Origin of the sequence: Nostoc sp. DedVER02 (assembly GCF_034530675.2) — a bacterium.
GTDB lineage: Bacteria > Cyanobacteriota > Cyanobacteriia > Cyanobacteriales > Nostocaceae > Nostoc.
This window is the reverse complement of sequence record NZ_JAVRCP020000003.1, coordinates 141,092-165,137: the sequence shown is the minus strand read 5'-3', so window position 1 is coordinate 165,137 and position 24,046 is coordinate 141,092. Positions and strand designations below refer to the sequence as shown.

Annotated in this window: 17 protein-coding genes; 8 read left to right on the top strand and 9 right to left on the bottom strand. The window is 42.4% G+C overall.

Going from position 1 to position 24,046, the window contains the following annotated elements; translation table 11 throughout:
* Positions 1–401 precede the first annotated feature (401 nt).
* From RMZ41_RS06280 to RMZ41_RS06260, 5 genes are all read right to left on the bottom strand, one after another.
* A complete protein-coding gene (locus RMZ41_RS06280; RefSeq protein WP_322640321.1) occupies positions 402–1,472 on the bottom strand; it encodes an aldo/keto reductase in 1,071 nt (356 codons plus the stop codon).
* A 429-nt stretch (positions 1,473–1,901) separates the two neighbouring features.
* Complete coding sequence (locus RMZ41_RS06275; RefSeq protein WP_322640322.1) at positions 1,902–2,810, bottom strand: cation diffusion facilitator family transporter; 909 nt, start codon at positions 2,808–2,810, stop codon at positions 1,902–1,904.
* 151 nt (positions 2,811–2,961) lie between these two features.
* Complete coding sequence (locus RMZ41_RS06270) at positions 2,962–5,175, bottom strand: xanthine dehydrogenase family protein molybdopterin-binding subunit (RefSeq protein ID WP_322640323.1); 2,214 nt, start codon at positions 5,173–5,175, stop codon at positions 2,962–2,964.
* Positions 5,172–6,155, bottom strand: a complete 984-nt coding sequence (locus RMZ41_RS06265; protein ID WP_322640324.1) for a xanthine dehydrogenase family protein subunit M — start codon at positions 6,153–6,155, stop codon at positions 5,172–5,174. The genes RMZ41_RS06270 and RMZ41_RS06265 overlap by 4 nt, the downstream gene beginning before the upstream one ends.
* Entirely contained in the window at positions 6,142–6,855 is a 714-nt protein-coding gene (locus RMZ41_RS06260) for a (2Fe-2S)-binding protein (RefSeq protein WP_322640325.1), read from the bottom strand. Before RMZ41_RS06260 ends, RMZ41_RS06265 begins: the two co-directional genes overlap by 14 nt.
* 476 nt (positions 6,856–7,331) lie before the next feature.
* Between RMZ41_RS06260 and RMZ41_RS06255 the strand changes: the two genes are divergently transcribed.
* Entirely contained in the window at positions 7,332–8,735 is a 1,404-nt protein-coding gene (locus RMZ41_RS06255; RefSeq protein WP_322734368.1) for a collagen-like protein, read from the top strand.
* Positions 8,736–8,738: 3 nt separating this feature from the next.
* Here RMZ41_RS06255 and RMZ41_RS06250 read toward each other — a convergent pair whose 3' ends face one another.
* A complete protein-coding gene (locus RMZ41_RS06250) occupies positions 8,739–9,299 on the bottom strand; it encodes a nitrate transporter (RefSeq protein ID WP_322643306.1) in 561 nt (186 codons plus the stop codon).
* 1,080 nt (positions 9,300–10,379) lie between these two features.
* On the opposite strand from RMZ41_RS06250, the gene RMZ41_RS06245 reads away from it, so the two are divergent.
* The 3 genes from RMZ41_RS06245 (at position 10,380) to RMZ41_RS06235 (ending at position 11,860) form a co-directional block, all read left to right on the top strand.
* On the top strand, positions 10,380–11,168 hold the full coding sequence (locus tag RMZ41_RS06245) for a M3 family metallopeptidase (RefSeq protein ID WP_322643305.1): 789 nt from the start codon (positions 10,380–10,382) through the stop codon (positions 11,166–11,168).
* Between the two features lie 188 nt (positions 11,169–11,356).
* A complete protein-coding gene (locus RMZ41_RS06240) occupies positions 11,357–11,572 on the top strand; it encodes a DUF2945 domain-containing protein (protein ID WP_322643317.1) in 216 nt (71 codons plus the stop codon).
* 48 nt (positions 11,573–11,620) lie between these two features.
* Positions 11,621–11,860, top strand: a complete 240-nt coding sequence (locus tag RMZ41_RS06235) for a hypothetical protein (RefSeq protein WP_322643304.1) — start codon at positions 11,621–11,623, stop codon at positions 11,858–11,860.
* 185 nt (positions 11,861–12,045) lie between these two features.
* On the opposite strand, the gene RMZ41_RS06230 is transcribed toward RMZ41_RS06235, so the two are convergent.
* Positions 12,046–14,154 (bottom strand): acylase, encoded by a 2,109-nt coding sequence (locus RMZ41_RS06230; RefSeq protein ID WP_322643316.1) that lies wholly within the window; start codon positions 14,152–14,154, stop codon positions 12,046–12,048.
* Positions 14,155–14,467: 313 nt separating this feature from the next.
* Between RMZ41_RS06230 and RMZ41_RS06225 the strand changes: the two genes are divergently transcribed.
* The 4 genes from RMZ41_RS06225 to RMZ41_RS06210 all read left to right on the top strand — a co-directional run bounded on the left by RMZ41_RS06225 (position 14,468) and on the right by RMZ41_RS06210 (position 19,511).
* The gene (locus tag RMZ41_RS06225; RefSeq protein WP_322643303.1) at positions 14,468–15,499 is read left to right on the top strand and encodes an iron ABC transporter permease; all 1,032 of its coding nucleotides are present in this window, start codon (positions 14,468–14,470) and stop codon (positions 15,497–15,499) included.
* Positions 15,496–16,536 (top strand): iron ABC transporter permease, encoded by a 1,041-nt coding sequence (locus RMZ41_RS06220; RefSeq protein WP_322643302.1) that lies wholly within the window; start codon positions 15,496–15,498, stop codon positions 16,534–16,536. Before RMZ41_RS06225 ends, RMZ41_RS06220 begins: the two co-directional genes overlap by 4 nt.
* A 91-nt stretch (positions 16,537–16,627) precedes the next feature.
* A complete protein-coding gene (locus RMZ41_RS06215) occupies positions 16,628–17,446 on the top strand; it encodes an ABC transporter ATP-binding protein (RefSeq protein WP_322643315.1) in 819 nt (272 codons plus the stop codon).
* A 253-nt stretch (positions 17,447–17,699) separates the two neighbouring features.
* Positions 17,700–19,511, top strand: coding sequence for an ABC transporter ATP-binding protein (locus RMZ41_RS06210; RefSeq protein WP_322643314.1), 1,812 nt, complete (start codon positions 17,700–17,702; stop codon positions 19,509–19,511).
* A 399-nt stretch (positions 19,512–19,910) separates the two neighbouring features.
* Here the strand turns inward: RMZ41_RS06210 and RMZ41_RS06205 are convergent, their stop codons facing one another.
* Positions 19,911–20,984: an iron-siderophore ABC transporter substrate-binding protein gene (locus tag RMZ41_RS06205; RefSeq protein ID WP_322643301.1), complete on the bottom strand. Its 1,074-nt coding sequence runs from the start codon at positions 20,982–20,984 to the stop codon at positions 19,911–19,913.
* An 80-nt stretch (positions 20,985–21,064) separates the two neighbouring features.
* Entirely contained in the window at positions 21,065–23,851 is a 2,787-nt protein-coding gene (locus tag RMZ41_RS06200) for a TonB-dependent siderophore receptor (protein WP_322643300.1), read from the bottom strand.
* Between the last annotated feature and the right edge of the window lie 195 nt (positions 23,852–24,046).

Here is a 24,046-nt window from a genome sequence, read left to right as displayed (position 1 = left end):
AGAAATTGCAATACTTTTAACGCACACAAGTGTGTTGAAGTTAACTTAGTTTTACCCTCCTTTCACATCATGAAATTTTTGACGATAAATACATCTTCCAATCGATAGAATCAACAGCAATAAATTTCCTGGCTTTTTGTAAAAATGCATCAATTCAATTGACACAAAAATTGATTTTGAAAAGCTGTACCTTACGCATCCAATAGATGGTAACTTACACTTGCAAAATCGCTTATACCGTTTTTTTGTAAAGCTGCACCAAATCTCTTAATTTCTTCTTTCTTCTCTTCGAGACGCTACGCGAAGGCGTACTTGGCGCTCTTGGCGGTTCGTTTTTTATCTCTTGCACCGTCGTCAACATCACTGTTTGCATAAAAAATAGTTGAGTATATGATTAATATTTATCCCAACCAAGCTGGATTCATCGCTGTACTGTCATTTTGGTTTGTGGTCTTATATCGTTCATACTGCCCTTTAGTAGCTGCCTCACGGGTACGTGCTAACAGTGCTGTAACTCGTGCTTGATCCATTGGCTTAAATGTGCGAACTGCTTCAAATGCTTGGTCTAAAATTCCCATGCTATCGATGCCTGTAATTACAACTGACGTTGGCAAATTCATTGCGTAGTGCAAACAATCAATCGCACTAACCGTATTACTTCTAAGAATGTAAGACTCGCCGATGGTTTTCATTGCTAATACGCCAATGTTGTTTTTTACTAACACAGGTAAAACCTGGCGTTCAAAACTTCTAAAATGGGCATCCATCACATTTAAAGGCATCTGCACAGTGTCGAAACGGAAACCATTTTGTGTAGCAGTTTCTAGCATCTGAAGATGAATCTGGGGATTCTTGTGTCCTGTGAAGCCGATATAGCGAATTTTGCCCGCCTTTTGCGCCTCAACGACTGCCTCCATTGAGCCACCAGGAGCAAAGACGCGATCGGGGTCTTCAAAGCGAAGTATTTCATGATGCTGTATTAAATCAATATGATCGACTTGTAAATCTTTGAGTGATTCATCAATCTGCATCTTGGCAGCACTTTTACTGCGGCCATCGATTTTCGTCATTAGGAAGACCTTTTGGCGATAACCATTTTTAAGAGCGTTTCCCATCCACCGATGGCTACGTCCATTGTGATAGTCCCAAGAGTTATCCATAAAGTTGATGCCGCGATCGATCGCACTGCGGATCAGCTTGATACTTTCTTGCTCCTCTTTAATTTGTCCAATGTGAAACCCACCTAAGCCAATTACAGATACTTGTTCTCCGGTGCGTCCGAGGTTGCGATACAACATTTCGCCGCGTCGAGTTGGAGTAGTCGAATTTTGAGTTAGCAGTTGGGTCTTTTCATCAACAGGTTCTGTTTGGGCGAGAAGCGGCTGCAAAAATCCTTCCGAAACTGCAAGTCCTGCTGCCACTAATCCCGAAGCAGAAGCAGTTTTCAACAAGCTGCGTCTACTGATTTCCATAATTGTCTCCTTCAAGCAACAACAGGAATGGCCCGAATAGTAGCACGGTAATCTGGCACAAAGTCTCTAACTAAGGTGTGTTTTGAAACATACTCCGCAAGGTGCATTCACAATGCAAGCTGATGCATTCATAATGCAAGTCGATGCATTCACAATGCAAGCTGATGCATTCACAATGCAAGTCGATACATTCACAATGCAAGTCGATGCATTCACAATGCAAGCCGATGCATTCATAATGCAAGTCGATGCATTCATAATGCAAGCCGATGCATTCATAATGTAAGTCGATGCATTAAATATTTTTAGGACTTACGCAAAATCATAATAAAACGAACCGCAAAGGACGCATTCGCGCAGCGTCTCGTCAGAGAAGGACACAAAGTAATAAGAGTTTTAGAGAGTTATTGCGCTCATATCTTGTATTTGCTAATTGCTCAGACGCTCCAACTCCAAATCGTCCCAAGATACTGGATCTTCTACAGGTTCTAAATGAGTTGTAACGTGGGTTGAAGGCAGTACCCGAACAATAGCAAGCTCAATTGCCTCGCACAAATCATGCCCTTGTTGCACTGTCCAAGATCCAGGTACAAGAACATGAAAGGAAACAAAGCGACGGGTTCCAGCAGCGCGGGTTCGCAAGGCATGAAACTGGATGTCTTGACCTTTGTACTCGTTAAGGATGCTCTTGATTGCGTCAATTTCTTTTTTAGGTAAAGCTGCATCCAGTAAGGCGCTACTGGTTTCCCGCAGTATACGAAATCCTGTCCAAGTAATATTTGCTGCTACTATCAGTGCAATAATTGGATCGAACACGAGAGCGCCTGTTAGCTTGACGAGTAAGATTCCAACTACTACACCACCTGAAGTTATCACATCGGTAAACAGGTGGTGAGCATCAGCCCTCAGTGTAACGGAACGTAACCTTCGCCCTGCTCGTAGCAAAATAAAAGCAACAACGCCATTGATTGCGGTTGCAAATAAGGAGAGTGCCAACCCTAATCCCAGTTGTGTTAATGGTTCTGGATGCAGCAAGCGTCCCCAAGCCTCAACAGCAATGCTGATAGCGGCTATTACAATCAACGCACCTTCTGCACCACTGGAGAAGTATTCGGCTTTAGAATGCCCAAAGGCGTGTTCGGCATCGGCTGGTTTATCAGCATAGGTCAATGCCCATAGAGCAACCAAGGCTGCCACGAGATTTACAATTGACTCAATAGCATCTGAAAGCAAACCTACTGACCCGGTTAGCAGGTAAGCGCCAAACTTTAAGGCAATAGTAATGATTGCTGCTGCAATAGATAAGAAAGCGTAGGATCGGGCTGTTGGACTACTCATCTCAGTCACGGACGTAATTACAGTGATTCCGAACTAAGAGTACCAAATTTTACTTGAGTGGTCATCAATCTTGAGTATTTTAAGACGCGATGATAAATTAAGACGCGATTCATCGCGTCTCTACAGGGTGTCATCGCTGGGTATGAATTATCTACAGTAGTTTGTCTAGTGTAATTGGTAAATCGCGGATGCGCTTACCTGTGGCATGATAGACAGCGTTTGCGATCGCTGCCGCAGTGCCGGTAATGCCAATTTCACCAATCCCTTTGACACCAAGCAGGTTGATATGTGGATCGTGTTCATCAACAAAGAACACCTCAATATTCGGAACGTCTGCATTCACTGGTACGTGATATTCAGCTAAATCATTGTTGATAACCCGTCCGAAATTCTGGTCTATTATTGTGTGTTCCATCAGCGCCATACCCATACCGTAGACAATCCCACCGATGAGTTGACTATTGGCTGTTTTAGCGTTGAGGATGCGTCCCACACCAAAAGTTCCTACCCAGCGCGTGACTCGCACTTCACCCAAATCGGGTTCAACGCGAACTTCGGCAAATTGCGATCCAAATGCGTGCATTGAAAACTTATCTTCTGCGTCTGTAAGCTTGGCATCTCCACGCGCTTCGATCGTTTCCATTCCATGCCGTGCCAAGATTGCTTGATATGTTTCGGTTGCAGATGCTTTATTCTTTAAGAAAAAGCTGCCATTTTGAGCGATCGCATCCTCAGCATTTGAACCATAAAGCGGTGATTTCTCATCGGCAATTGCTAATTGCAAAAGTTTACTGCGAACTTGATTCCCCGCTAAATGTACAGCCGAACTCACACTAGCTGCGGTTTGCGAACCACCGGAAACGGGAGTTTGTGGCATCTTCGTATCACCTAATTCAAAGCGAACTTTCTCAACTGGTAAACCAAGTGCGTCAGCTGCAACTTGAGTCATCACAGTATAAGTTCCCGTACCAATATCTTGAGAACCACTTTGCACAACTGCTGTACCATCTGCCATAATCTGAGCGATCGCCGATGCCGGAGAACGATTGGTAGGATAAGTTGCTGTTGCCATACCCCAACCAATCAAATAATTGCCGTCTCGCATCGAACGAGGTTTAGGATTGCGCTTTTGCCAGCCAAACTTTTCTGCTCCTAGCTTGTAGCATTGAATTAGTGACTTACTCGACCAAGGCAATCCTTTGGTAGGATCGCTATCAGCATGGTTACGCAGCCGCAGTTCTACCGGATCGATATCGAGTGCATAAGCCAGTTCGTCCATTGCTGATTCTAGAGCAAACGATCCGGGAGCTTCACCTGGTGCGCGCATAAAAGTTGGTGTTCCTTGATCGATCTGAACCAGACGATGGCTAGTTTCGATATTCGGGCAAGCGTAAATCATCCGAGCGCTTTTAGCAACAGGTTCGATATATTCATCGAAGGTTGAAGTCTGGGAAGTGCCAGCGTGTCGGAGTGCAGTTAATTTCCCGTCGCGGGTTGCACCTAGAGAAACCTGTTGAATTGTCTCTGGTCGGAAGCCAACAGGCCCATACATCTGTGTCCGTCCCAGAACTAATTTTACTGGGCGATTAACGTGGCGGGCTGCGATCGCCGCTAGTGGTACGTGCGACCAAGCTGCGCCTTTGCTACCAAAGCCACCGCCAACAAAATAAGACATAATGCGGACTTTCTCTGGCTCAATTCCTAATACCCCAGCAACTTTTTGTTGAGTCGAAAAGATTCCCTGAGTTGCGTCATACAACAGCACTTGATCGCCTTGCCAAACTGCTGTTGTGGCATGAGGCTCCATCGGATTATGATTTTCCACTGGGGTGGTATAAGTCTGCTCGACGCGAACAGCAGCCGCCGCTAGTCCCTGCTTAACATTGCCGGAAGATGAATCGGGATCGTCCCCTCTAGGGAGTTTAGTTTTAGGCAAGTATGCCTTAACGAGATTATCCTTCATACTGATGATTGGTTTCTCTTCGTCATAGCGAACTTTCACCAGCGAGGCAGCATACACGGCGCGTTCCAAGGTATCGGCAACAACGACACCAATGTGCTGACCGCTATACAGGACAACGTTATCTTGGAGTACTTGCAGCTTGCGACCGCCGCCCTTTTCTCCATCAGCTTTGGGCGCGTTGAGGTGGGTAATTACTGCTAATACACCCGGTACTTGCTCCGCCGCCTTTGTATCGATTTGGGCAATCTTCCCTTTAGCGATCGTACTTTGAATTGTGACTCCATAAGTCATTTTTGCAATGGGAAACTCTGCCGCGTAGCGTGCTACTCCAGTTACTTTTAGCTGTGCATCAACTCTGTTTAGCGGTTTGCCAACAACTGTATTTGTATCCCCTGTATTCATGCCATCCCTCCTACCGTTGTCAGCGCCTTAACAATGCTGCGTTTAGTCAGTTCAACCTTAAACCCGTTGTATTTATAAGGTTTAGCTCCAGCAACGGCAGTATTTGCTGCTGCTTGAAACGTTGCTTCATTTGCTGGCTGATTCAAAAGTGCTTTTTCAGCATCGTAAGCACGCCAAGGCTTTGTCCCTACGCCACCCAAAGCAATACGCGCCGAGCGAATGATGCCATTTTGAATATCTAGCGCCGCCGCCACTGATACCATTGCAAAGGCATAAGAGGCGCGATCGCGGACTTTCAAATAGTGCGATCGGGCTGCAAATGGTGAAGCAGGTAAGTCAACGGCAACAATTAACTCTCCGTGTTCTAAAACTGTTTCTCGTTCCGGTGTCTCACCAGGTATAAGATGAAAATCTACAAGGGGAATACTCCGCTCTCCATTGGGCCCGCGTGTTTGCACAACTGCATCGAGTGCCACCATTGCCACCGCCATATCAGAAGGATTAGTGGCAATACAGCGATCGCTACCGCCAAGAATTGCGTGAATCCGGTTGTAACCCTCAATCGCCCCACAACCGGAACCGGGAACGCGCTTATTGCACGGCATGGAAGTATCGCGGAAGTAGTAACACCGAGTACGCTGTAGTAAATTTCCGCCCACCGTTGCCATGTTTCGTAGTTGCGCTGATGCCCCAGACAACAAGGCTTCAGACAGCACAGGGTAACGCTGTTGAACTATCGGATCGTAAGCAACATCGCTATTGCGTGCCATTGCTTCAATCCGCAGATTGTTACCTTGCATTTCTATCTTGCTTAGTGGCAATGGGTTAATGTCAACCAACTCTCTAGGCGTTTCGACATTCAGCTTCATCAAATCGATTAAGCTAGTACCACCAGCAAGATATGAGATTTCTGCATCTGGAGCCACCAACGCCACAGCATTTTCCGCTTGTCCCGCTTTCTTATAGTTAAACGGCTGCATCTTTTTTTCCTTCTAAGACATCGCGGACAGCAGCCACGATATTTGGATAAGCACCGCAACGGCAGATATTGCCGCTCATTAATTCTTGAATGTCGGTATCTGACTTAGCGTGTCCTTCTTCGACTAAACCCACTGCCGAACAAATTTGTCCTGGCGTGCAATAACCACACTGAAATGCATCGCGGGCAACAAAAGCGGCTTGCATCGGGTGCAGATTCTCTCCTTGCGCCAAACCTTCAATAGTTGTAATGGCAGCGTCTGTGTGCATAATCGCAAAAGTCAGACACGAGTTAACGCGCCGCCCATCAACCAACACCGTACAAGCACCGCATTGACCGCGATCGCAACCTTTTTTACTACCAGTTAGCCCAATGTATTCTCGAAGTGCATCAAGTAAGGTAACACGCGGTTCAATCTGTAGACTATGTGCCGTGCCGTTAACTTGTAGCGTTACCTTCATAGTTTCAGCGATCGAACTTTTCAGAATTGGAGTAGTTGTTTTAACCGGAGTTTCTGCCATAGTTTTCTCCACAAAATTACTGAGCGTAGCCGTTACAGTGCTAACGAGCATGAATTGACCCAACCTGCGGCGTTTTAGCCGAAACTTCATTTGTTTACTCCATTCTGATTTTGTTGATAGGACTGACGCATACTCTACAAATTCTCGGCGTTCTTCTCTAACGAGACGCTGCGCGTTCACGTAGTGTCTGGTACAGAAGGCGACTTGGTGCTATGCCTCCGGCACGCTACGCGAAGGATAAATTAAGCTTTTTGGCGATTTTTGCGTAAGTCCTGGTTGAGTAATTATGAATAATTCTCTTAACTGAAATTCTTTATAAAAACCACTCTTTCTGACAAGCAGACATTTTCCTCAAAATGACATTCTTAACAGAATACAATCTCATCTTGTTCTCGTCCCTCTATCAGAAGATTTATGCCATTAGTTTTTAAATTCTCTTCTTTACCTCTTAACTTTGCGCTCTTCTCTGACGAGACGCTGCGTGAATGCGTCCTTTGCGGTTCGTTCTCTTAACCCTGATCACTAATGGCAGAGAGTACTAAGATATTTGCTAAATCTCTTCCCAACCAAAACGACACCACTGAACAAAAGGGAGCAAATTGTTGAAATTTAGCGTCAGGAGTAGATAATTCACTTAAAATTCTAGGTATAACTAAATGCATAATAGTTTTAGAAGTAAGCTGCCACTACTGCTGACATTCTGCTTATTTACGAGCTTTTTGCCTGCCTCTGGTTCAGTTTTATGTCCAGCCGTTGCCTCTGACGAATACTATAAAGTAGCCAGAAATGATGCTAGAGATGGACGCACAGGAAGCGATGGGCGATCGGGTAGAGATGGTAGTAGCGGTGACAACCAAAATATTTTTGTTAATGGTTCAACCGTTAATCTTGACTTGTCGGGTAAAGATGGTGAAGACGGGGAAGATGGGGAACATGGCGATCGCCCTGATTGTGGTTATCAACGCGGTCGTGTCAGCCATAATATAAATGCACCAAATGGTGGCAATGGCGGTAACGGCGGTAAAGGAGGAGATGGGGGAAATGGTGGTTCCCTCACAGTCTATTACAGCAATTTGGCAGACTTACGAAATATTTCTGTTCGCTCAACTGGCGGGAAAAGTGGACGCGGCGGTAGAGGTGGCAACGGTACAGAAGGTTGTCATTGTCGCAGGCGAAGTTGGGAAGTGAAAACTTGCAAAGGTACTCCCGGTAGCCCCGATTACAAGTGTACTGATAAGACTTATCGATGTAGCGACGGTAGCGATGGGCGAGATGGTAGCGATGGCAGGGATGGTAGCCAAGGGCGCTTAGGAACTTTAAGTATTGTCAATAGTAAGGAAGCTTTGGCAGCTGATAATCCAACAGTGCAACTAGCAATTTCAGAACTGATAAACAAACCAGTAAACCTGTCAAAGAACAAGTGGAATCAACGCATTGGGGCAACTTCTCTACTTGCGCCTGGTTCTGCGATCGCAGATAATTACCTTGAGTTTGAACAGCGTTTAGAAGAGGCTTTTCAAATAGTTTGGCAAGAAAGACAACCTATTAGCAGCTTTGGTAATCAAGCTGTCACACTAAATTTAACTGACAACAAACAAGTAGAAGTTAATTTTGCCGAAGATTTATGGATTGATGGTAGCATCAAAAGTGAGGTTAACTTAACAAAATTTACCGTTAACCATGCCATTCTCCAAAAAGATGTTACCCGATTAGCCGTAGCAGAATTTGCCGAATCAGGACAAAACCTCAACTTAAAAATAGTTGATTTGGCAGCAAAATCTGATGCTATTAATACTCAGTTTCGCGTCAAATTTCGCGCCAAAGATAGCTTGTACAGTTCTTCTAGCTACAAAACTGAATATGAAGGAGATATTCAGGGCGAACTTGTGACTCGTGACTACAACCGTTTTACTCTAGCTTTGGGCAAGCTCAAAATTCCTGACGAAGCTTTACGCCCTGGTGTCAACGTTGATATTGAAGTCGTAGCAACTCGTTCTTTGGGAATACGTTCTGCCAAGCAAACTATTAGCTGGCAGGGTACAATCCGCAAGCCCAGATAAAATTTAGGAAGATTTTTTCCCATCTGAAACCATTTTCGACAGAATATAGGCTGCAAAATCGAGTAACTGATCCAGCAAAAAGCCAATAATACCAATATAAAGTATCACCTGGATTATATAATCAACATTTCCAGCTTTATAAGCTTCCCAAAGGGTAAACCCAAGTCCTTTTGGGCCGGTTAACATTTCTATAGCAATAACTATAAACCAGGCTACCCAAATACTAACTTTCAAAGCATGAAATATATGGAATATAGCTACTCTAAAGTTATTATTCTGCCTATGAAAATGTCGCATACCGATTGCTGTATTAATAATCATCGTCCAGAGAGTTCCTAGAAAAACTACTGTAGTAGCAGCTGATTCACTTTCTTGAAACACTATTAATGCAATCGGCAGCAAAGCTATAGGAGGAATGCTATGTGGTATCTGAAATATCAGCCTGAATAGCTGATATACCATGCTATTCATGCCTATTATGTATCCGACAAAACTACCTAAAACGGCGGCTGGAATATAACCCACAAATAACCTTTGTAGGCTAGCTAAGATGTCCAAAAACATATATTATCTCTGCCTCAGTTCTCATGGAAAAGATTTAGAAAATACTGCGGCAATAACACCAAATAACAAAGAGAAAACTGTACTTAATTACAAGTTCTCTTTGAAGACCACAAGATTTTTATATTTCCTCCTCATTGACGATTAATCAAAAGAATTTAAGTATTCTTACGATGTGCTAGTAGTAATACAAAGAAGAGGTAAAACTTGACTTTAGTAAACTTTATCAGGAAAATAAATCGTGATTAGTAAATTAAATACAATTTCCAGATTTAACTGGCTGCTGTATCACGCTGAGTATTATTTAATAGTAAATACTATCAATGTGAAGGCGTGACTATTTACCCGAAACACTTGCAAAAACAGATTTCTCACCACACCTCTCAAAGCCTGCGCTTGTGCAGGGGAGCAGGGGTGCAGGGGAGAGTTCAATTGCTAAGTTCAATCTCCTCTGCCCCTTCGCCCCTCTGCCCCTCTGCTCCATCAAACGCCTGAAGCTTGTGAGAAATGCGGGTTAGCAACCAGCGATGATGAAGCGCTTAAGTTTAGCGATTTCGGCAATTTGGCATCTCATACCTTCGGGTTGCAGTTTAAATAGAGATATCAACAAAACGGGACAGTGAAGAAGTTGTACGAGGGATAAGGTAAAACTTTCCGCTTCTGATGTCCCGGCTATGCCAGTTGTTAGTTGAATGCTGTAGAACCGCTCTACATGATTGATACAGCATTCAACTGAGTTCAGTTCCCGCTCTACAACTGGCTAGAAATCAGCAAAACCAAATAGAACTTCAAAAGATGAAAGATGTGCAGTAAGTAGGTAGGCGTAATTAAATATAAAATCAAACCTCACCCTCAATCCCTCTCCGATACTTTGGAGAGGGAAGCCGTAGGTTAGGGTGAGGTCTTATATTTAATTTGACCCACTTACTTGTATCCGAGACGATTAGAAGTTGGTAATAATGTAATTAGATTGGTAATGACAATTTTTTAGAAAAACGAAAGTTGGCGATTTTCCCAAATAAAAACTTTTTAGAATTCGCCCGCTCGCTGAATGTCCGATCAATGAGGGAAATGTTTGATGCCATGAATCCATCGCTGGGTGGTTTTTTTAAGATGATGGTTGAGCAACATTTACTGGATTTGCAAAACCGTCCCTCAAAAGCAGGAGGCGGATTTTGCACAAGCTTCCCAACCTACGATGCTCCCTACGTGTTCGCAAATTTCAATGGCACAAAAAACGACGTGCAGGTGTTTGTTCACGAAATCGGTCATGCCTTCCAAATGTGGCGAAGTCGGCATTTACCAGTTTTCGATTACCTCTGGCCTACCCTAGAATCGTGCGAAATTCACTCCATGAGCTTAGAGTTTCTCACCTATTCCCAGATGGAAAAGTTTTTCGGGGATCAAGCCGAGCGATTTCGGAGGCAGCATCTAGCTTGGTCAATTCTATTTCAGCCTTATGGTGTAGCAGTGGATCATTTTCAGCATTTGGTATATGCCAACCCAGAAGCAACCCCGCAAGAACGACATCTTATGTGGCAACAAATGGAAGCTCGTTATCTGCCTTGGCGTAAATACGGAGATTTGAACTACCTCAACAAAGGTGGACTCTGGCAAGAAAAACAACACATTTACTGTACACCCTTTTATTATATTGATTACACCTTGGCGGGATGTTGCGCCTTGCAGTTTTGGGCCAAAGCAGAAGAAAATTATTCGCAAGCATTAGCGGAGTATATTGCATTATGCGATCGCGGTGGTTCTGCATCCTTTCGAGAATTAGTGCGATCGGCAAATCTCATTTCTCCCTTTGAAGCTGGTGCGCTGACTCAAGTCGTTGAAAAAGTGCGTCAGAGTTTGAAAACTGGCTGATTTCAACGAAGAGGCAGAGGGGCAGGGTGCAGGGTGCAGAGGGGAAAATTAAATTCTTCTCCCTGCTCCCTTGCCTCTTCTTCAAACTCTTAATAGCTTCTTGTAATCGTTTTTCTATCGTTTGGTTGGTTTATTTTACTGGCAACCCCAACATAATAAGTAAGTATAAAATAGCCAAGAAAAAAATCGTGACTGAAGATTTAAAGAAAGGCGATAAGGTGAAGTGGAATACGTCACAGGGTGAAACTACTGGTAAAGTAGAGAAAAAATTAACTTCACCTATAGATATCAATGGACATCATGTTGCTGCCTCAAAGGATAATCCACAATATCTGGTGAAAAGCGATAAAACTGGAAAAGAAGCAGCCCATAAATTCGATGCTCTTCAGAAAATTGAAGAATAAAATAATCAGCCAGAAATTTTACCCACTTTACTTTAGTTAACAATAAACATGGAAAGAGAAGTTCAAGATTCTGATGGAATTAGATGGAGTTGTATTCAAGCATTTTCTGGACTTTCTAATAACTCAGAAGCTCAAGATGCAGCTGAAGTTAAAGGAGAACCAGATACCTACTGGGTTGTCTGTACTCCTAGTGGCGGCGCACAGTCTGTACGGCTGAAGTTACAAGGTAACTGGGAAAAAGAATACTCTGATGAGGCGTTACTTCAGGAAATTAAAACCCACCAATAATTAACTTTGGATCTCTTTCTTGCCCGTCCAAAAAAATCACGGATGGGCAAGATGCTCATAGCACAAGAGTATTCAATTATTTTTCATTGATACAAAGAGATATGAGCAGCTGATAACTAACAACTGAAAAGTATAACTAACACAGCACGATCCTCTCAAAGGCAGCGAGTAGGAGACTATTAGCTTTAGAATACTTTACGCACTTCTAAATGGGCAAGAATATCTGAGCGATCGCGCCACACAGGACGTAACTTTTTGTTAGCGAACATCTGTAACTGGTCGCTAATGTGAGGCGATCCGGGTTGAGTTGCATTGCCGTAGCTAGTGAGTGCCATTGCCCGTACAGGGTTAGAAAATTCAATTGCAGCAACATAAGAATCACCTGCAACAGCTTGGAACTGACCGTTTTCTCCGGGAGCAAAATCGAGTGTCCGAAAAATTCCCAGGTTGCCATCCCCACCATTACTAGGCAAATCCACATCACCCAACCGTAGCCGAAAAACTTTACCCCACGGCACATCAAGCGCCCCATAAGTCTTTTCTACCTCTGCTGCAACTGCTTGCAAAGTTGCAACTGCACTTTCAGGATCGGCTAAACCATCGGGTGTAGTGCGTGGAGAATTTTCACTCCAAGGTTTACTAAAGGTCTTATCCCAGTCCATCTGTTGCGCCCAAAAAGCAAATAGTACTGCTCCCCGACTATCTGCATTAGCTTGTCGATCCCAGGCTTCTAAGACATTAGCTGCTTTTTGCCCTAAATCCTGACCATACTTGCGTGCAGCCGGAATTAAATCATCCAAAATCCGATCGGCTAGTTCCATCCGGGTAGAATGCTTGTCTGTAAGCATTTCATCAAAAGAGATTTTGTCATCCTCAGCCAACATCCTTACAGAACGTTGGGAGCGGAAATCCATGAAACGAGGAGCCATATAAGGCGGGTAATCATCTGCTTTAATCGCGGTTGGAAAGGTAGTTGTCCAAGGTGGGTCATTGGTATTTTGCAACCAGCCACTCTTCGGGTCAACTATGCGCGGTAAATCTTGATAAGGATGTATTTTTGTCCACAAAGTTTTAGATGTGTTCCCTGAAATTAGACCTTGCCAGTATTTAAAATCACCAAAGGAGCGTACTGGAACTTGACCGTTGAATAGGTGCATAATATGCCCTTCTCTATCTGCATACATCACCGTAAACATCGGCAGTTGCAAGCGCTTGAGTACTGTTTGAAACTGGTTAAGGTTTTTGGCTCGGGCCATATCCCACCACTGCTGGAGTACACCTGGCCGATCAAGACCTGCAACTCTCAGTGCTATGGCTTTACCATTTTTCTCTGTTAATACAGGCCCGTGGACAGAGGTTTTTACTACTAATGGTTGTTCTTGCAATGAGCCATCTTTTTGCTTCACCTTTAAAGAAAGAGTTTTTGTCTGGAAGTTAAGAACTTTGTCATCAAAGCGGTATCCGTTACCCGCGAGTGAAAGTTCAAAAACATCCCAACCATCGTAGGTATTAACTGTGTGAGTCCAACCTAAGTTGTTGTTAAAAGCGATCGCTAATACGGGAACACCTACAAGTGTCGCTCCATAAGCATCAATGCCTGGGGCGGTGATTTGGGCTTCATACCACAAAAATAAATCTGACCAAGGTAGGTGGGGGTTTGCGAGCAGCATAGCATTCCCACTTGCAGAATGACTTGGTGCGATCGCCCAACCATTAGATCCCACTTGTAACTTTTCTTTGCTCAGGTCTAATGCTTCTTCAGGATTGACCACGAAGGTGAAATTGAGTACCCGATGTAAGTGAGCCATGACATCTTCTGCCTTGACCGGTAGCACCACCTCAACTTCATCATCAATCAAGTTAGGATTTTGGGAAGCATAAGCATTGATCCCCTTAGCAAAAGCATCGAGATAACTACGGAAACTGGGACTCTGAGCTTGATACCAAGAACGAGCGCGTTCTGGTACTCCAGCAGTTTGTACCCAACGATCTGAGTCTAAGTATTCCTCTCCCCAATATTCTGCCGCGCGTCCCCGTGCTTGACTATAGAGACGCAAAAGCAAATTTCCATGACTTTGCATTTGTGCCCAGCCAAAGGCATAAAATGCGCTCTGGTCATCTTTTCCGTAGATATGCGGTACACCATAGGTATCCCATAATATCTCCGTAGATTTTGTTGGTACAGCTATAGTCCATTTTCCGACAAACAAAACCAGTATCAAACTGAGTATTAAGGGTAAAACACGACGTATTGATTTTCTTTTGTAAACCCTAAGTAAAATATCAATCCTCATTAACACCACCATGTCCAGATGTAATGCTGGGAATTGGGAATTGGGGAATTGGGTTATTAATTTTTCTCCCCCTGCCTCCCCTGCTCCCTGCCCCCTTGCTTCTTCCCCATTCCCTTTTGACAATACCACTTTATTGAGAAATAATATCAAAACTGAAACAGTATGCTTGATTCAGTTTAAAAACTTGGGAAAAGTCTACAGGATCATGTAATCTATATATTTATCAAGAAAGATTATCAATTTACCATGATTAAAAAGCTTTGAAAAAACAACCGACCAGTAGAGCGTAATATTTTCAAGTGACGGCAGGATCATGATAAAAGCGACTACGGTATCACCTAGAGGATTGAAAAAACCGCAAATATCGCCCTTATTTGGTCTGGTTTTGGGATTGTGTATGCTGCTAATTTGCTTGGTATACAGTGTGACGCTAGGTGCAGCAGAAATACCTCTGGGTAAGATTTTGACATCTTTTATAGCCTTCGATGGTTCTTACGATCACTTAGTTATTCAGACTGTGAGATTACCGCGATCGCTAATTGCTATCCTTGTAGGTTCAGCCCTGGCTGTATCGGGAGCATTGATGCAGGGTTTGACGCGCAACCCCTTAGCAGATCCGGGCATTTTAGGTATTGAGTCAGGAGCCGCCCTTTTCGTTGTTGTTACAACTTCCGTTTTTGGTAGCTCATCCATAAGTATTTACGCCCTTGTCGCCTTTTTGGGTGCGGGAGTGACAGCAGTATTAGTTTACACTCTTGGTTCTCTAGGACGAGGAGGAGCCACCCCACTTAATCTGACGGTAGCAGGAGCAGCTTTAACTGCTCTGATTTCTTCCCTTACCACCGGTGTCCTGATTATTAGTCAACAAACACTCGAACAAGTTAGATTTTGGTTAGCTGGTTCATTATCTGGTCGAGATTTTAATTTATTCTTACAAGTACTGCCTTTCGTCGCTATAGGATTAATCATAGCTTTTACCCTCGGTAGACAAATTACCACTATGAGTTTAGGTGAAGATGTCGCCAAAGGTTTGGGTCAACAGACAGCTTGGATAAAAATATTGACGGCTATCTCCGTAGTATTACTAGCAGGAAGTTCCGTCGCCCTTGCAGGGCCAATCGGCTTCATTGGTTTAGTTGTTCCCCATATAGTGAGATTTTACATTAAAGCTGATTATCGGTGGATATTACCTTATTGTGCAGTTTTGGGGGCTATTTTGCTCTTGACCGCAGATATTGCTGCGCGTGTATTGCTCAAACCACAGGAAATACCTGTAGGTGTAATGACAGCAATAATTGGCGCTCCTTTTTTTGTCTATCTGGCTAAATCTAAGGTGAAAAAATGAAGGTTGATTGGCTAGTCATTCGTTCTCCGGCGATATCTTTCCGAATTGACCGACGTGTACCAGTCATACTGCTATGTTTGGCAGTAGCGATTGTAGTGGCGATGGTGGTGAATCTAGGACAGGGTGAATACCCAATCTCACCTTTAGATATTGTAAAAACTGTATTGGGTTTAGATACAGGAAACCCAGACCATGCATTCGTAATTCAGAATTTGCGTCTACCCCGTACCCTTGTAGCATTTATGGTAGGAGTAGCTCTAGCAATTTCTGGCACTATATTTCAAGGATTGACACGCAATCCCTTGGCAGACCCGGGTATTATCGGTATCAATGCTGGGGCGAGTTTAGCGGCAGTTATCGTAATTGTGCTGTTGCCGTCAGCGCCGATTTATACTTTACCTATGTCAGCTTTCGGTGGTGCTTTGCTGATGGCGGCTTTAATTTACTCCCTGGCGTGGAATCAAGGTAGTTCTCCGATTCTATTAATTTTGATGGGTATTGGCTTGTCTGCGATCGCAAGCGCCATAACCAGCTTGATGATTACCTATGGAGAGATTAATGACGTTAGTAATGCTTTAGTTTGGTTGGCTGGGAGCGTTTACGGCCGTACCTGGGAGCAAGTATTTTCTTTATTACCTTGGTTAATTGTTTTTGTGCCTATGGCTTTGACGCTAGCAAGGCATTTGAACGCCTTAAACTTGGGAGATGATGTCGCAAAAAGTCTAGGTAGTCAGGTGGAATGGCAACGTGGTTTGCTCATAGTGGTAGGTGTAGCCTTAGCAGGTGCAGGAGTCGCCACCGCCGGAAATATTGGTTTTATTGGTTTAATCGCACCCCATTTAGGACGACAGTTAGTAGGTGCAACCCATGAAGCCTTGATTCCTACTTCCGCACTCTTAGGAGGAGTGATTGTTGTCATGGCAGACTTGCTAGGAAGAACACTGTTTGCACCTATTGAGCTTCCTTGTGGAGTGGTAAGTGCTGCGATTGGCGCTCCTTATTTTCTTTATTTATTAATTCGTAACCGGAAAAAATAAAGGACTAGAGACTGGGGATAGAGGATATTTTCTCAACCCCAAAATCAGGTTTTCATAAATCCAAAATCTAAAATCTAAAATGGTTTCACTTATGAAAGGGCTGTCAACCAAAAGTCTATTTTTAGCTTACGATGGGGCTACGATTATCCGTGACCTTAGTTTAGTAATTCCCCCCGGAAAAATTACTGGTTTAGTTGGTGCTAATGGTTGTGGTAAATCAACGTTGTTACGAGGTTTGGCTAGATTGCTCAAACCTAGTGGCGGTATGGTATATCTTGATGGAACATCCATTTTTAATCTTTCTACCAAAGAAGTAGCGCAGCAGTTAGGTATTTTACCTCAAGGGCCAATCGCACCAGAAGGTTTGACAGTGCGAGATTTAGTAGCACAAGGACGTTACCCTTATCAAAATTGGTTGCAGCAGTGGTCAACAAAAGATGAAAAAATCGTACAGCAGGCACTAGAAATTACAGATTTGTTGAAATTAGCAGATAGAGCATTAGATACTTTATCTGGCGGACAACGACAACGAGCTTGGATTGCAATGGCGTTGGCGCAAGATACAGATATTTTACTTTTAGATGAACCCACTACTTTTTTAGATTTGGCGCACCAGATAGAGATTTTGGATTTATTGTATGAGTTGAACCAAACTCAGGGACGAACAATGGTAATGGTACTACATGATTTAAATCAAGCGTGTCGTTATGTTGATTACTTAGTTGCAGTCAAAGATGGTAGAATTTTTGCTGCTGGGGAACCAAAGCTAGTGATGACTCAAGAAATGGTTCAAGAAGTTTTTAAGTTAGAGTGTCAGATTATCCTCGATCCTATTGTAGGGACACCGATGTGTTTACCTATAGGACGCAAGGGAAAAGCAAACAATAAACCAATTTACTTAAATTCCTGATGCAATTTCTACTAATACAAAACGGTATAAATCCAGCTTCGCTCACATTGTACTAAAGATATAGGAATCCGGTTTGATTTAATGAAAATATTCGTAGGATGTGTTAGCGACAGCGTAACGCATCCAACCCATGATAATAGTGTGTTACAAACTCCGTTCTAACTACAATACCTAATTTCGTTCAAAAATCAAATAGTAATTCTATATCGCTCTGAATCAATTACCTAACTACAAACAATAAACAATCGTGACAATCACATCAAAATCAAAATCTCCTATAGCGTCTAATAAAGCTAGCAATTCAGCCCATCCTTTACAGCGCGTGCTGAAATATGGAAGACGCTATCGCCAACAAACTTGGCAAGCAATATTATTTTCAATCATTAATACGATATTAGATTTAGCACCACCGTGGTTGATTGGTACTGCGGTAGATATTCTCGTCAAGAAGGATGATTCCCTAATTGCAAAATGGGGAGTTAAAGATATATTTTCACAATTTTTATTGCTGTCATTTATTACTGTTGTTATTTGGGTATTTGAATCACTTTCTCAGTATGCTTACGATCGGCTGTGGCGTAATTTAGCTCAAAATATCCAGCATCATTTACGCTTAGATACTTACAATCATGTACAAGAATTAGATTCAGCTTATTTTGAAGACAGCAGCACTGGAAACTTGATGTCAATTCTGAATGATGACATCAACCAGTTAGAAGATTTTTTAAATTTCGGAGCCAATGACATCATTCAGATTAGCACCTCGCTAATAATTTTAACTATTGGTGCTTTCTGGGTTTTACCTCCCTCCATTACCCTAGCAGTAATACTACCAATGCCCTTTATTGTTTGGGGTTCTTTAATTTATCAAAAGCGCCTAGAAGTTCGTTATGCTGATGTGCGGGATAAGGTAGGTTTTCTGAATTCACGATTAGCGAATAATCTCAGTGGAATTAACACAATTAAGAGTTTCACTGCCGAAGCTTATGAAAATGCTAGATTAGCCGAAGAAAGTGAAGCATATAGAAAAAGTAACATCAAGGCAATCAAACTTTCGGCTGCATTTATTCCCATAATTAGAATGCTAGTTTTAATCGGGTTCACAGGCTTACTATTTTGGGGAGGTATGGCAACATCTGCTGGGATTATATCGATTGGTAATTACAGTGTTTTACTAGTTTTAGTCCAGAGGTTATTGTGGCCATTAGTGTCATTAGGAGAAATATTTGACAAATATCAAAGGTCAATGGCTTCTGTGAATCGGGTGATGAATTTGCTGGATACTCCCATTAATATTATTAGAGGAGATATATCTTTAAATGTTTCTCAGTTCCGTGGTGAAATTAATTTCAAAGAAGTAACTTTTGCTTATCAAGAGAGAGAACCAGTAATTAAAAAACTATCTTTACATATTCCCCAGAGCCAAACTATTGCTATTGTTGGCTCTACTGGCTCCGGTAAAAGTACTTTAGTTAAATTACTATTGCGATTTTATGACATTTCTTCTGGAAAGATTACTATTGATGGGATTGATATTCAAGATTTAAATTTACATGATTTGCGTCGCAGTATCGGCTTGGTAAGTCAGGATGTATTCTTATTTCATGGTACTATTGCTGAGAATATAGCCTACGGTACTTTTGATGCTAACGATGAACAAATAATTGAAGCTGCTAAAATTGCTGAAGCTCATGATTTTATTATGCGACTCCCTCAAAAATATGAGACGATAGTTGGAGAAAGAGGTCAAAAATTATCTGGTGGACAACGCCAAAGAATTGCGATCGCTAGGGCTGTAGTCAAAAATCCACCTATATTAGTCTTAGATGAAGCTACATCAGCAGTGGATAATGAAACCGAAGCAGCAATTCAGCGTTCTTTAGAAAAGATTACTATTAATCGAACAACCATAGCTATAGCTCATCGTCTTTCTACTATCCGTAATGCTGATTGCATTTATGTAATGGAATATGGGGAGTTAATTGAGTCGGGAACCCATGAACAATTGCTAGAGAAAAATGGAATTTATGCAGGTTTATGGCGGGTACAATCTGGGGTGAAATAATTTATAGCGCAATACAGTTCAGATAAGACCAAAACACTTGTAGAGACGGCGATTTATCGCGTCTCAAAAACCCAAAATTTTTTACCAGTAGTCCTTAACCCAAGCGTATTGATTTATAGCAGTTCTCGTTTAGGTGAGGTACACCCGTAAGGGCACTGCTGTGCCCCTACACCCCGCAATATAATCTTGTAACGCATCTAAAATGGGAAACGCTATATTTGTAGAAATAAGTTCTGCATAACTATTTATGCAGCGAGACTCCATATTTTATAAACTTTTTGTAACTGCTTTTGTATTTAGCCCACGTTCTGCAAATATTAAAGCAGATTGAATAATTATTAATTTGGAGAAATAAAATAATCTCAGAATACCCATTAAAGCTACTCTAAGAGCGTAGCTTTAATGGGTATTAACAAGATATTTAAATAAGTCATCAATGATAGTATTGGCAGCTAATAGATTTCTTGATGATTCCCAATTAGTAGATTCTACAGAAAAAATATGATTCTGTTGAACTGCCTTCAGCTTCTTCCACAGAGGCTTATTTTTGAGAATACTTAAATTATGTTTATCATCAACGTCTGTAATAAACATCACATCGCCATCAGCCATTTCTAAAGTTTCCTCAGAAAGGCTAAAAGAACCATTTGGGGGAAATTTCTGTGATTCTGGGCGCTTTAACCCAACATCACTCAATATAGAGCCAATAAATGAATTCTCTCCCACACTGTAAATCATGCCAGCACGAAATATAACGACAGAAATTGTTTTATTCTGATAGCGATCGCCTATTGCACTTTTTAGTTGTTCAATGCGCTGATTGTAGTGCTGCCAAAGTTGCTGTCCCCTATCTTCTCTGTCTAGTACTTTCGCCATAAAGTTAAAATACTCTTTCCAATTATCTGGACGGTTTATGTTAACTACCCAGTCATATAAAGTTGTCGGTGCAATATAAGACAGTTGAGGATAGGTTGATTGCTGATTATGTTTCCAGCCAATAATAACATCAGGCTTAAGTAGTGCAACACTCTCTAAGTTAGGCTCTCCCCAAGTACCTATAAACTTGATTCCCTCAATTTTGTCTTTAAGATAAGGCGGCCACTGATTACTTCTTTCAGTAGCACTTCCAGCGGGTTGAATGCCAAGCGCGATCGCATTGCCCAAGGCCGCAGGGTTTAAAGTTACAATCCGTTTTGGATAATTAGGAACGCAAATTTCTCCCATTGCATGTTGTACAATTCGACAGTTTTCCGTTGTTTGGCTTTTCTCTAGCTGCGGTGTGTTGTGGTTACAGGCAGCGGCGATCGCTAAAACCACAACTATTGTCAGAAAGAATGGTAAAAATTTGTAACTGCTCGAAATCTGTCGAGGTTGCCATAAAATACGCAAGCTAGAAAAAACAGTCTTGACAACCCAAACAAACTTAGCAAAAGTCAAAAGGCAAACACCTTTAACAATAAGTAACAATAGCATAATTGTACTAATGGCTCTCTTTGTCATTGTGAGGAATATTGTTCTTTTACTAATATTTGGCAGGTTGTCTAGAAGACTATTTAAAACTCCCAAGAAATTGTGCCTGATATGGTGAATGGATCGCCCCGCAGAACAAAATCTCTACTGGATACAGATACAAAATAATCTGTATCTAATAAGTTTTTCACGTTCAATGAGACTCGCATCCTATCTTTTCGGTAAAAAACTGTTGCATCGGTGCGTAAATAACTAGGCACTTCAAAGGAATTGTCTAAATCTCCTGCGCGATCGCCAATATAAAATAACCCTAAGCCAAACCCTAGTCCTTGGAGATCCCCAGATTGGATTTCGTAAGTTGTCCAAAGATTAAAGCTATGTTTAGGGGTATTAGTCAAACGATTGCCATCTGCAAACTGATTATCTTCAATAATTCGTGCATCTGTGTAGGCGTAACCCGCAAAGACATTTAACCCAGGCAAGATTTCCCCAGAAATATCTAATTCAATTCCTCGACTCCGTTGTTTACCTGTTTGAATCTGAAAACGGGACTCCGGGTTGGGGTCTTGTGTCAATAGATTGGAGCGTGTTAAATCATAAAAAGCTAGGGTTGCTGCAAGTCGGCTATTCAACTCTGCTTTGACACCAACTTCATACTGAGTACCCCGTTCTGGTTCAAATAGACTACCATCTTCAGCCCTTCCTTGGGTAGGGTTAAAAGATTGACTGTAACTGGTATACAGCGAAATGGCTGGAATGGGTTGATAGACAATCCCTACACGAGGTGTAAAGGCATCGCCCCCTTGAGTTTCTTGTGTATTGTCTAGAAAATTCTCATTCTTTTGTGTGAACAAATCGAATCTACCACCGAGTAAAAGCTTTAGGTTGTCAGCGATCGCAATTTGATCTTGAATATAGATGCCCAATGTGTCTGTTATCCGAGAACTATCATCGTATACCGTATCAATCCGACCAACAGTTGGCTGACGATAAACAGGATTGTAGATATCAAGTGGAGCAAGCTCCGCTAAATCGATTCCGAAATTGTTAAACTCATCAAATCGACTCAAATTGATACCAAACAACAACTGATGTTCAATTGAGCCAGTTGAAAAGCGTCCAGATATATCTGTTGTCAGGTTATAAATATTAGCATCGCTCTTGGAAGTATAAGTACTCCGATTTGCAGTTCGACCGTCATCATCAAGACCAAGAAAATACGTTTGATCGTTATCACTATAATGATCAAAAGTGACGCGAAAATCGTTTCGTAATAACCAGTTTTCGCTAAATCGATGCTCTAATCGATACCCTAGCCTTGTAGTTTCGATTTCAGAATAACCATCTGGTTCATACACGGTGCGATCGCGGGGAATCCGACGACCATCCGGGCCAGGTAGCACAGTACCAACTGCTGGTAGGACAACAACTGACCTAGAATCAATGGTCTTATTGGAGTATTCAGCCTCGAATGTCACGGTTGTATTTTTGCTGAGTGCAACACTGATTGCAGGTGCAGCAAAGAATGAACGATTACCAATAAAATCAATATAACTACCAGAATCTTGATAGGCAAGATTTAGACGATACAGTACCGTCTTAGAATCATTCAAAGGCCCGGAGAAGTCAATCGCACCTCGATACAAATCATAGTTCCCAACTGTGGTTTCTATCTCATAAAAAGGGTCACGAAGAGGCTGCTTTGTGACAATGTTCACTGTGCCGCCGGGGTTTCCTAAACCATACAGCACTGAAGCTGGCCCTTTGAGAACTTCTACCCTGTCAACATTGTATAAGTCTCTAGTTTCAGTAAGTGTGCGATCGGGTAGCCCGTTATTCAGGACGTTCCCACTAGAAATCTCGAAGCCTCGAATTACAAAAGAATCCGCTCTGTCACCAGATCCTCTAGTTGAGTTAACACCACTCACGTTTCTTAATGCATCACCTAAGCGAGTGGCTCGTTGTTCTCGAAGCACCTCTTGCGGTACTACCTGAATTGATTGGGGAATATCGCGTAAAGGTGTGTCAGTTCTTGTTGCAGTCGTAGCATTCTGCACCCGATACCCATCTTGCTCACCCGTTACCACCAACTCAATCGGTTCATCTGGCTGTGCTGCTGGTTGCTCCTGTGGTGTCTCAGTTGTTGGTGCTGGAGTTTGTGGTTGTTGCGGTGGTTGCATCGCCGTTGCCGCAGAATTTATCCCAAAAACCAGCCCTGCATCATCATCAAATAATTCAACTGTGGGCAAAGCTTTCTCACCTACCACCGTTACCCGCACAGTATTTGCATCAAGATTAATAACTGTGATATCAGTAATTCCCGTAACTGGGTTCTGCGAACGAAATGTATAAGTATCGCCCGATGGTAAACGCAATTGTCCACCAGAGACATCTGCAATAAAACTATTACCTCTACTGCGATTTGTAACTTGCAGTTGTTGTCCAAGAGTCGTCTCTAAAATCACCTCCACACCTTTGGCTGTGGGGTTTGCTTTAACTCCGATGATTGGTACGACTTGATCCCCAGTTTTTTGTTCTGGATTCGAGGGGGTGGTTGGTGTCTGCACCAGCATTTGAGCGCTGGTAGCGGGAAGTTCGATTTCGCTTAGTTGAAGAATATTCTTAGTTACTTCAAGGGAATTTGCAATTTGAGACTCTTTGAGTTGGGGTTTGGTGTTATCTGGAGCGAATATTGGAGATTTGGCAGTAGCTACACCCAAAGTAGACTTTGCAACTTCCCGCTCTTTAACAGCAACATTCTCATCTGAAGGTTTGTCTTCTTGCACTTCTTTGGCTGTAGCAGAAGTGTTGATAAAAACAACAACTGCACCTGTCAACAGCAGGCTTTGAAACAACTTATCTAACTTCATTTATCCGCTTGCACTCAATCACACTACTTTGCCGTACCTGAAGACGCAATGACGCTTTTTGCAAAAATTGTCATTTAAGTCTAAATTTAGTTGAATCATATTATGAAGTGATGCAAGACACAAGCTAATTAGTAACTTTTTTCATTTAAGTTGAACTATCAAGCAAGAATTATTCTTGAACCAGATGTTTGCTTG

Excerpts from the sequence above, each read along its gene's own strand:
- RMZ41_RS06280 (WP_322640321.1), bottom strand. The coding sequence starts at position 1,472 with ATGGAAATCAGTAGACGCAGCTTGTTGAAAACTGCTTCTGCTTCGGGA.
- RMZ41_RS06275 (WP_322640322.1), bottom strand. The coding sequence starts at position 2,810 with ATGAGTAGTCCAACAGCCCGATCCTACGCTTTCTTATCTATTGCAGCA.
- RMZ41_RS06270 (WP_322640323.1), bottom strand. The coding sequence starts at position 5,175 with ATGAATACAGGGGATACAAATACAGTTGTTGGCAAACCGCTAAACAGA.
- RMZ41_RS06265 (WP_322640324.1), bottom strand. The coding sequence starts at position 6,155 with ATGCAGCCGTTTAACTATAAGAAAGCGGGACAAGCGGAAAATGCTGTG.
- RMZ41_RS06255 (WP_322734368.1), top strand. The coding sequence starts at position 7,332 with ATGCATAATAGTTTTAGAAGTAAGCTGCCACTACTGCTGACATTCTGC.
- RMZ41_RS06250 (WP_322643306.1), bottom strand. The coding sequence starts at position 9,299 with ATGTTTTTGGACATCTTAGCTAGCCTACAAAGGTTATTTGTGGGTTAT.
- RMZ41_RS06245 (WP_322643305.1), top strand. The coding sequence starts at position 10,380 with ATGAATCCATCGCTGGGTGGTTTTTTTAAGATGATGGTTGAGCAACAT.
- RMZ41_RS06235 (WP_322643304.1), top strand. The coding sequence starts at position 11,621 with ATGGAAAGAGAAGTTCAAGATTCTGATGGAATTAGATGGAGTTGTATT.
- RMZ41_RS06230 (WP_322643316.1), bottom strand. The coding sequence starts at position 14,154 with ATGAGGATTGATATTTTACTTAGGGTTTACAAAAGAAAATCAATACGT.
- RMZ41_RS06225 (WP_322643303.1), top strand. The coding sequence starts at position 14,468 with ATGATAAAAGCGACTACGGTATCACCTAGAGGATTGAAAAAACCGCAA.
- RMZ41_RS06220 (WP_322643302.1), top strand. The coding sequence starts at position 15,496 with ATGAAGGTTGATTGGCTAGTCATTCGTTCTCCGGCGATATCTTTCCGA.
- RMZ41_RS06215 (WP_322643315.1), top strand. The coding sequence starts at position 16,628 with ATGAAAGGGCTGTCAACCAAAAGTCTATTTTTAGCTTACGATGGGGCT.
- RMZ41_RS06205 (WP_322643301.1), bottom strand. The coding sequence starts at position 20,984 with ATGCTATTGTTACTTATTGTTAAAGGTGTTTGCCTTTTGACTTTTGCT.
- RMZ41_RS06200 (WP_322643300.1), bottom strand. The coding sequence starts at position 23,851 with ATGAAGTTAGATAAGTTGTTTCAAAGCCTGCTGTTGACAGGTGCAGTT.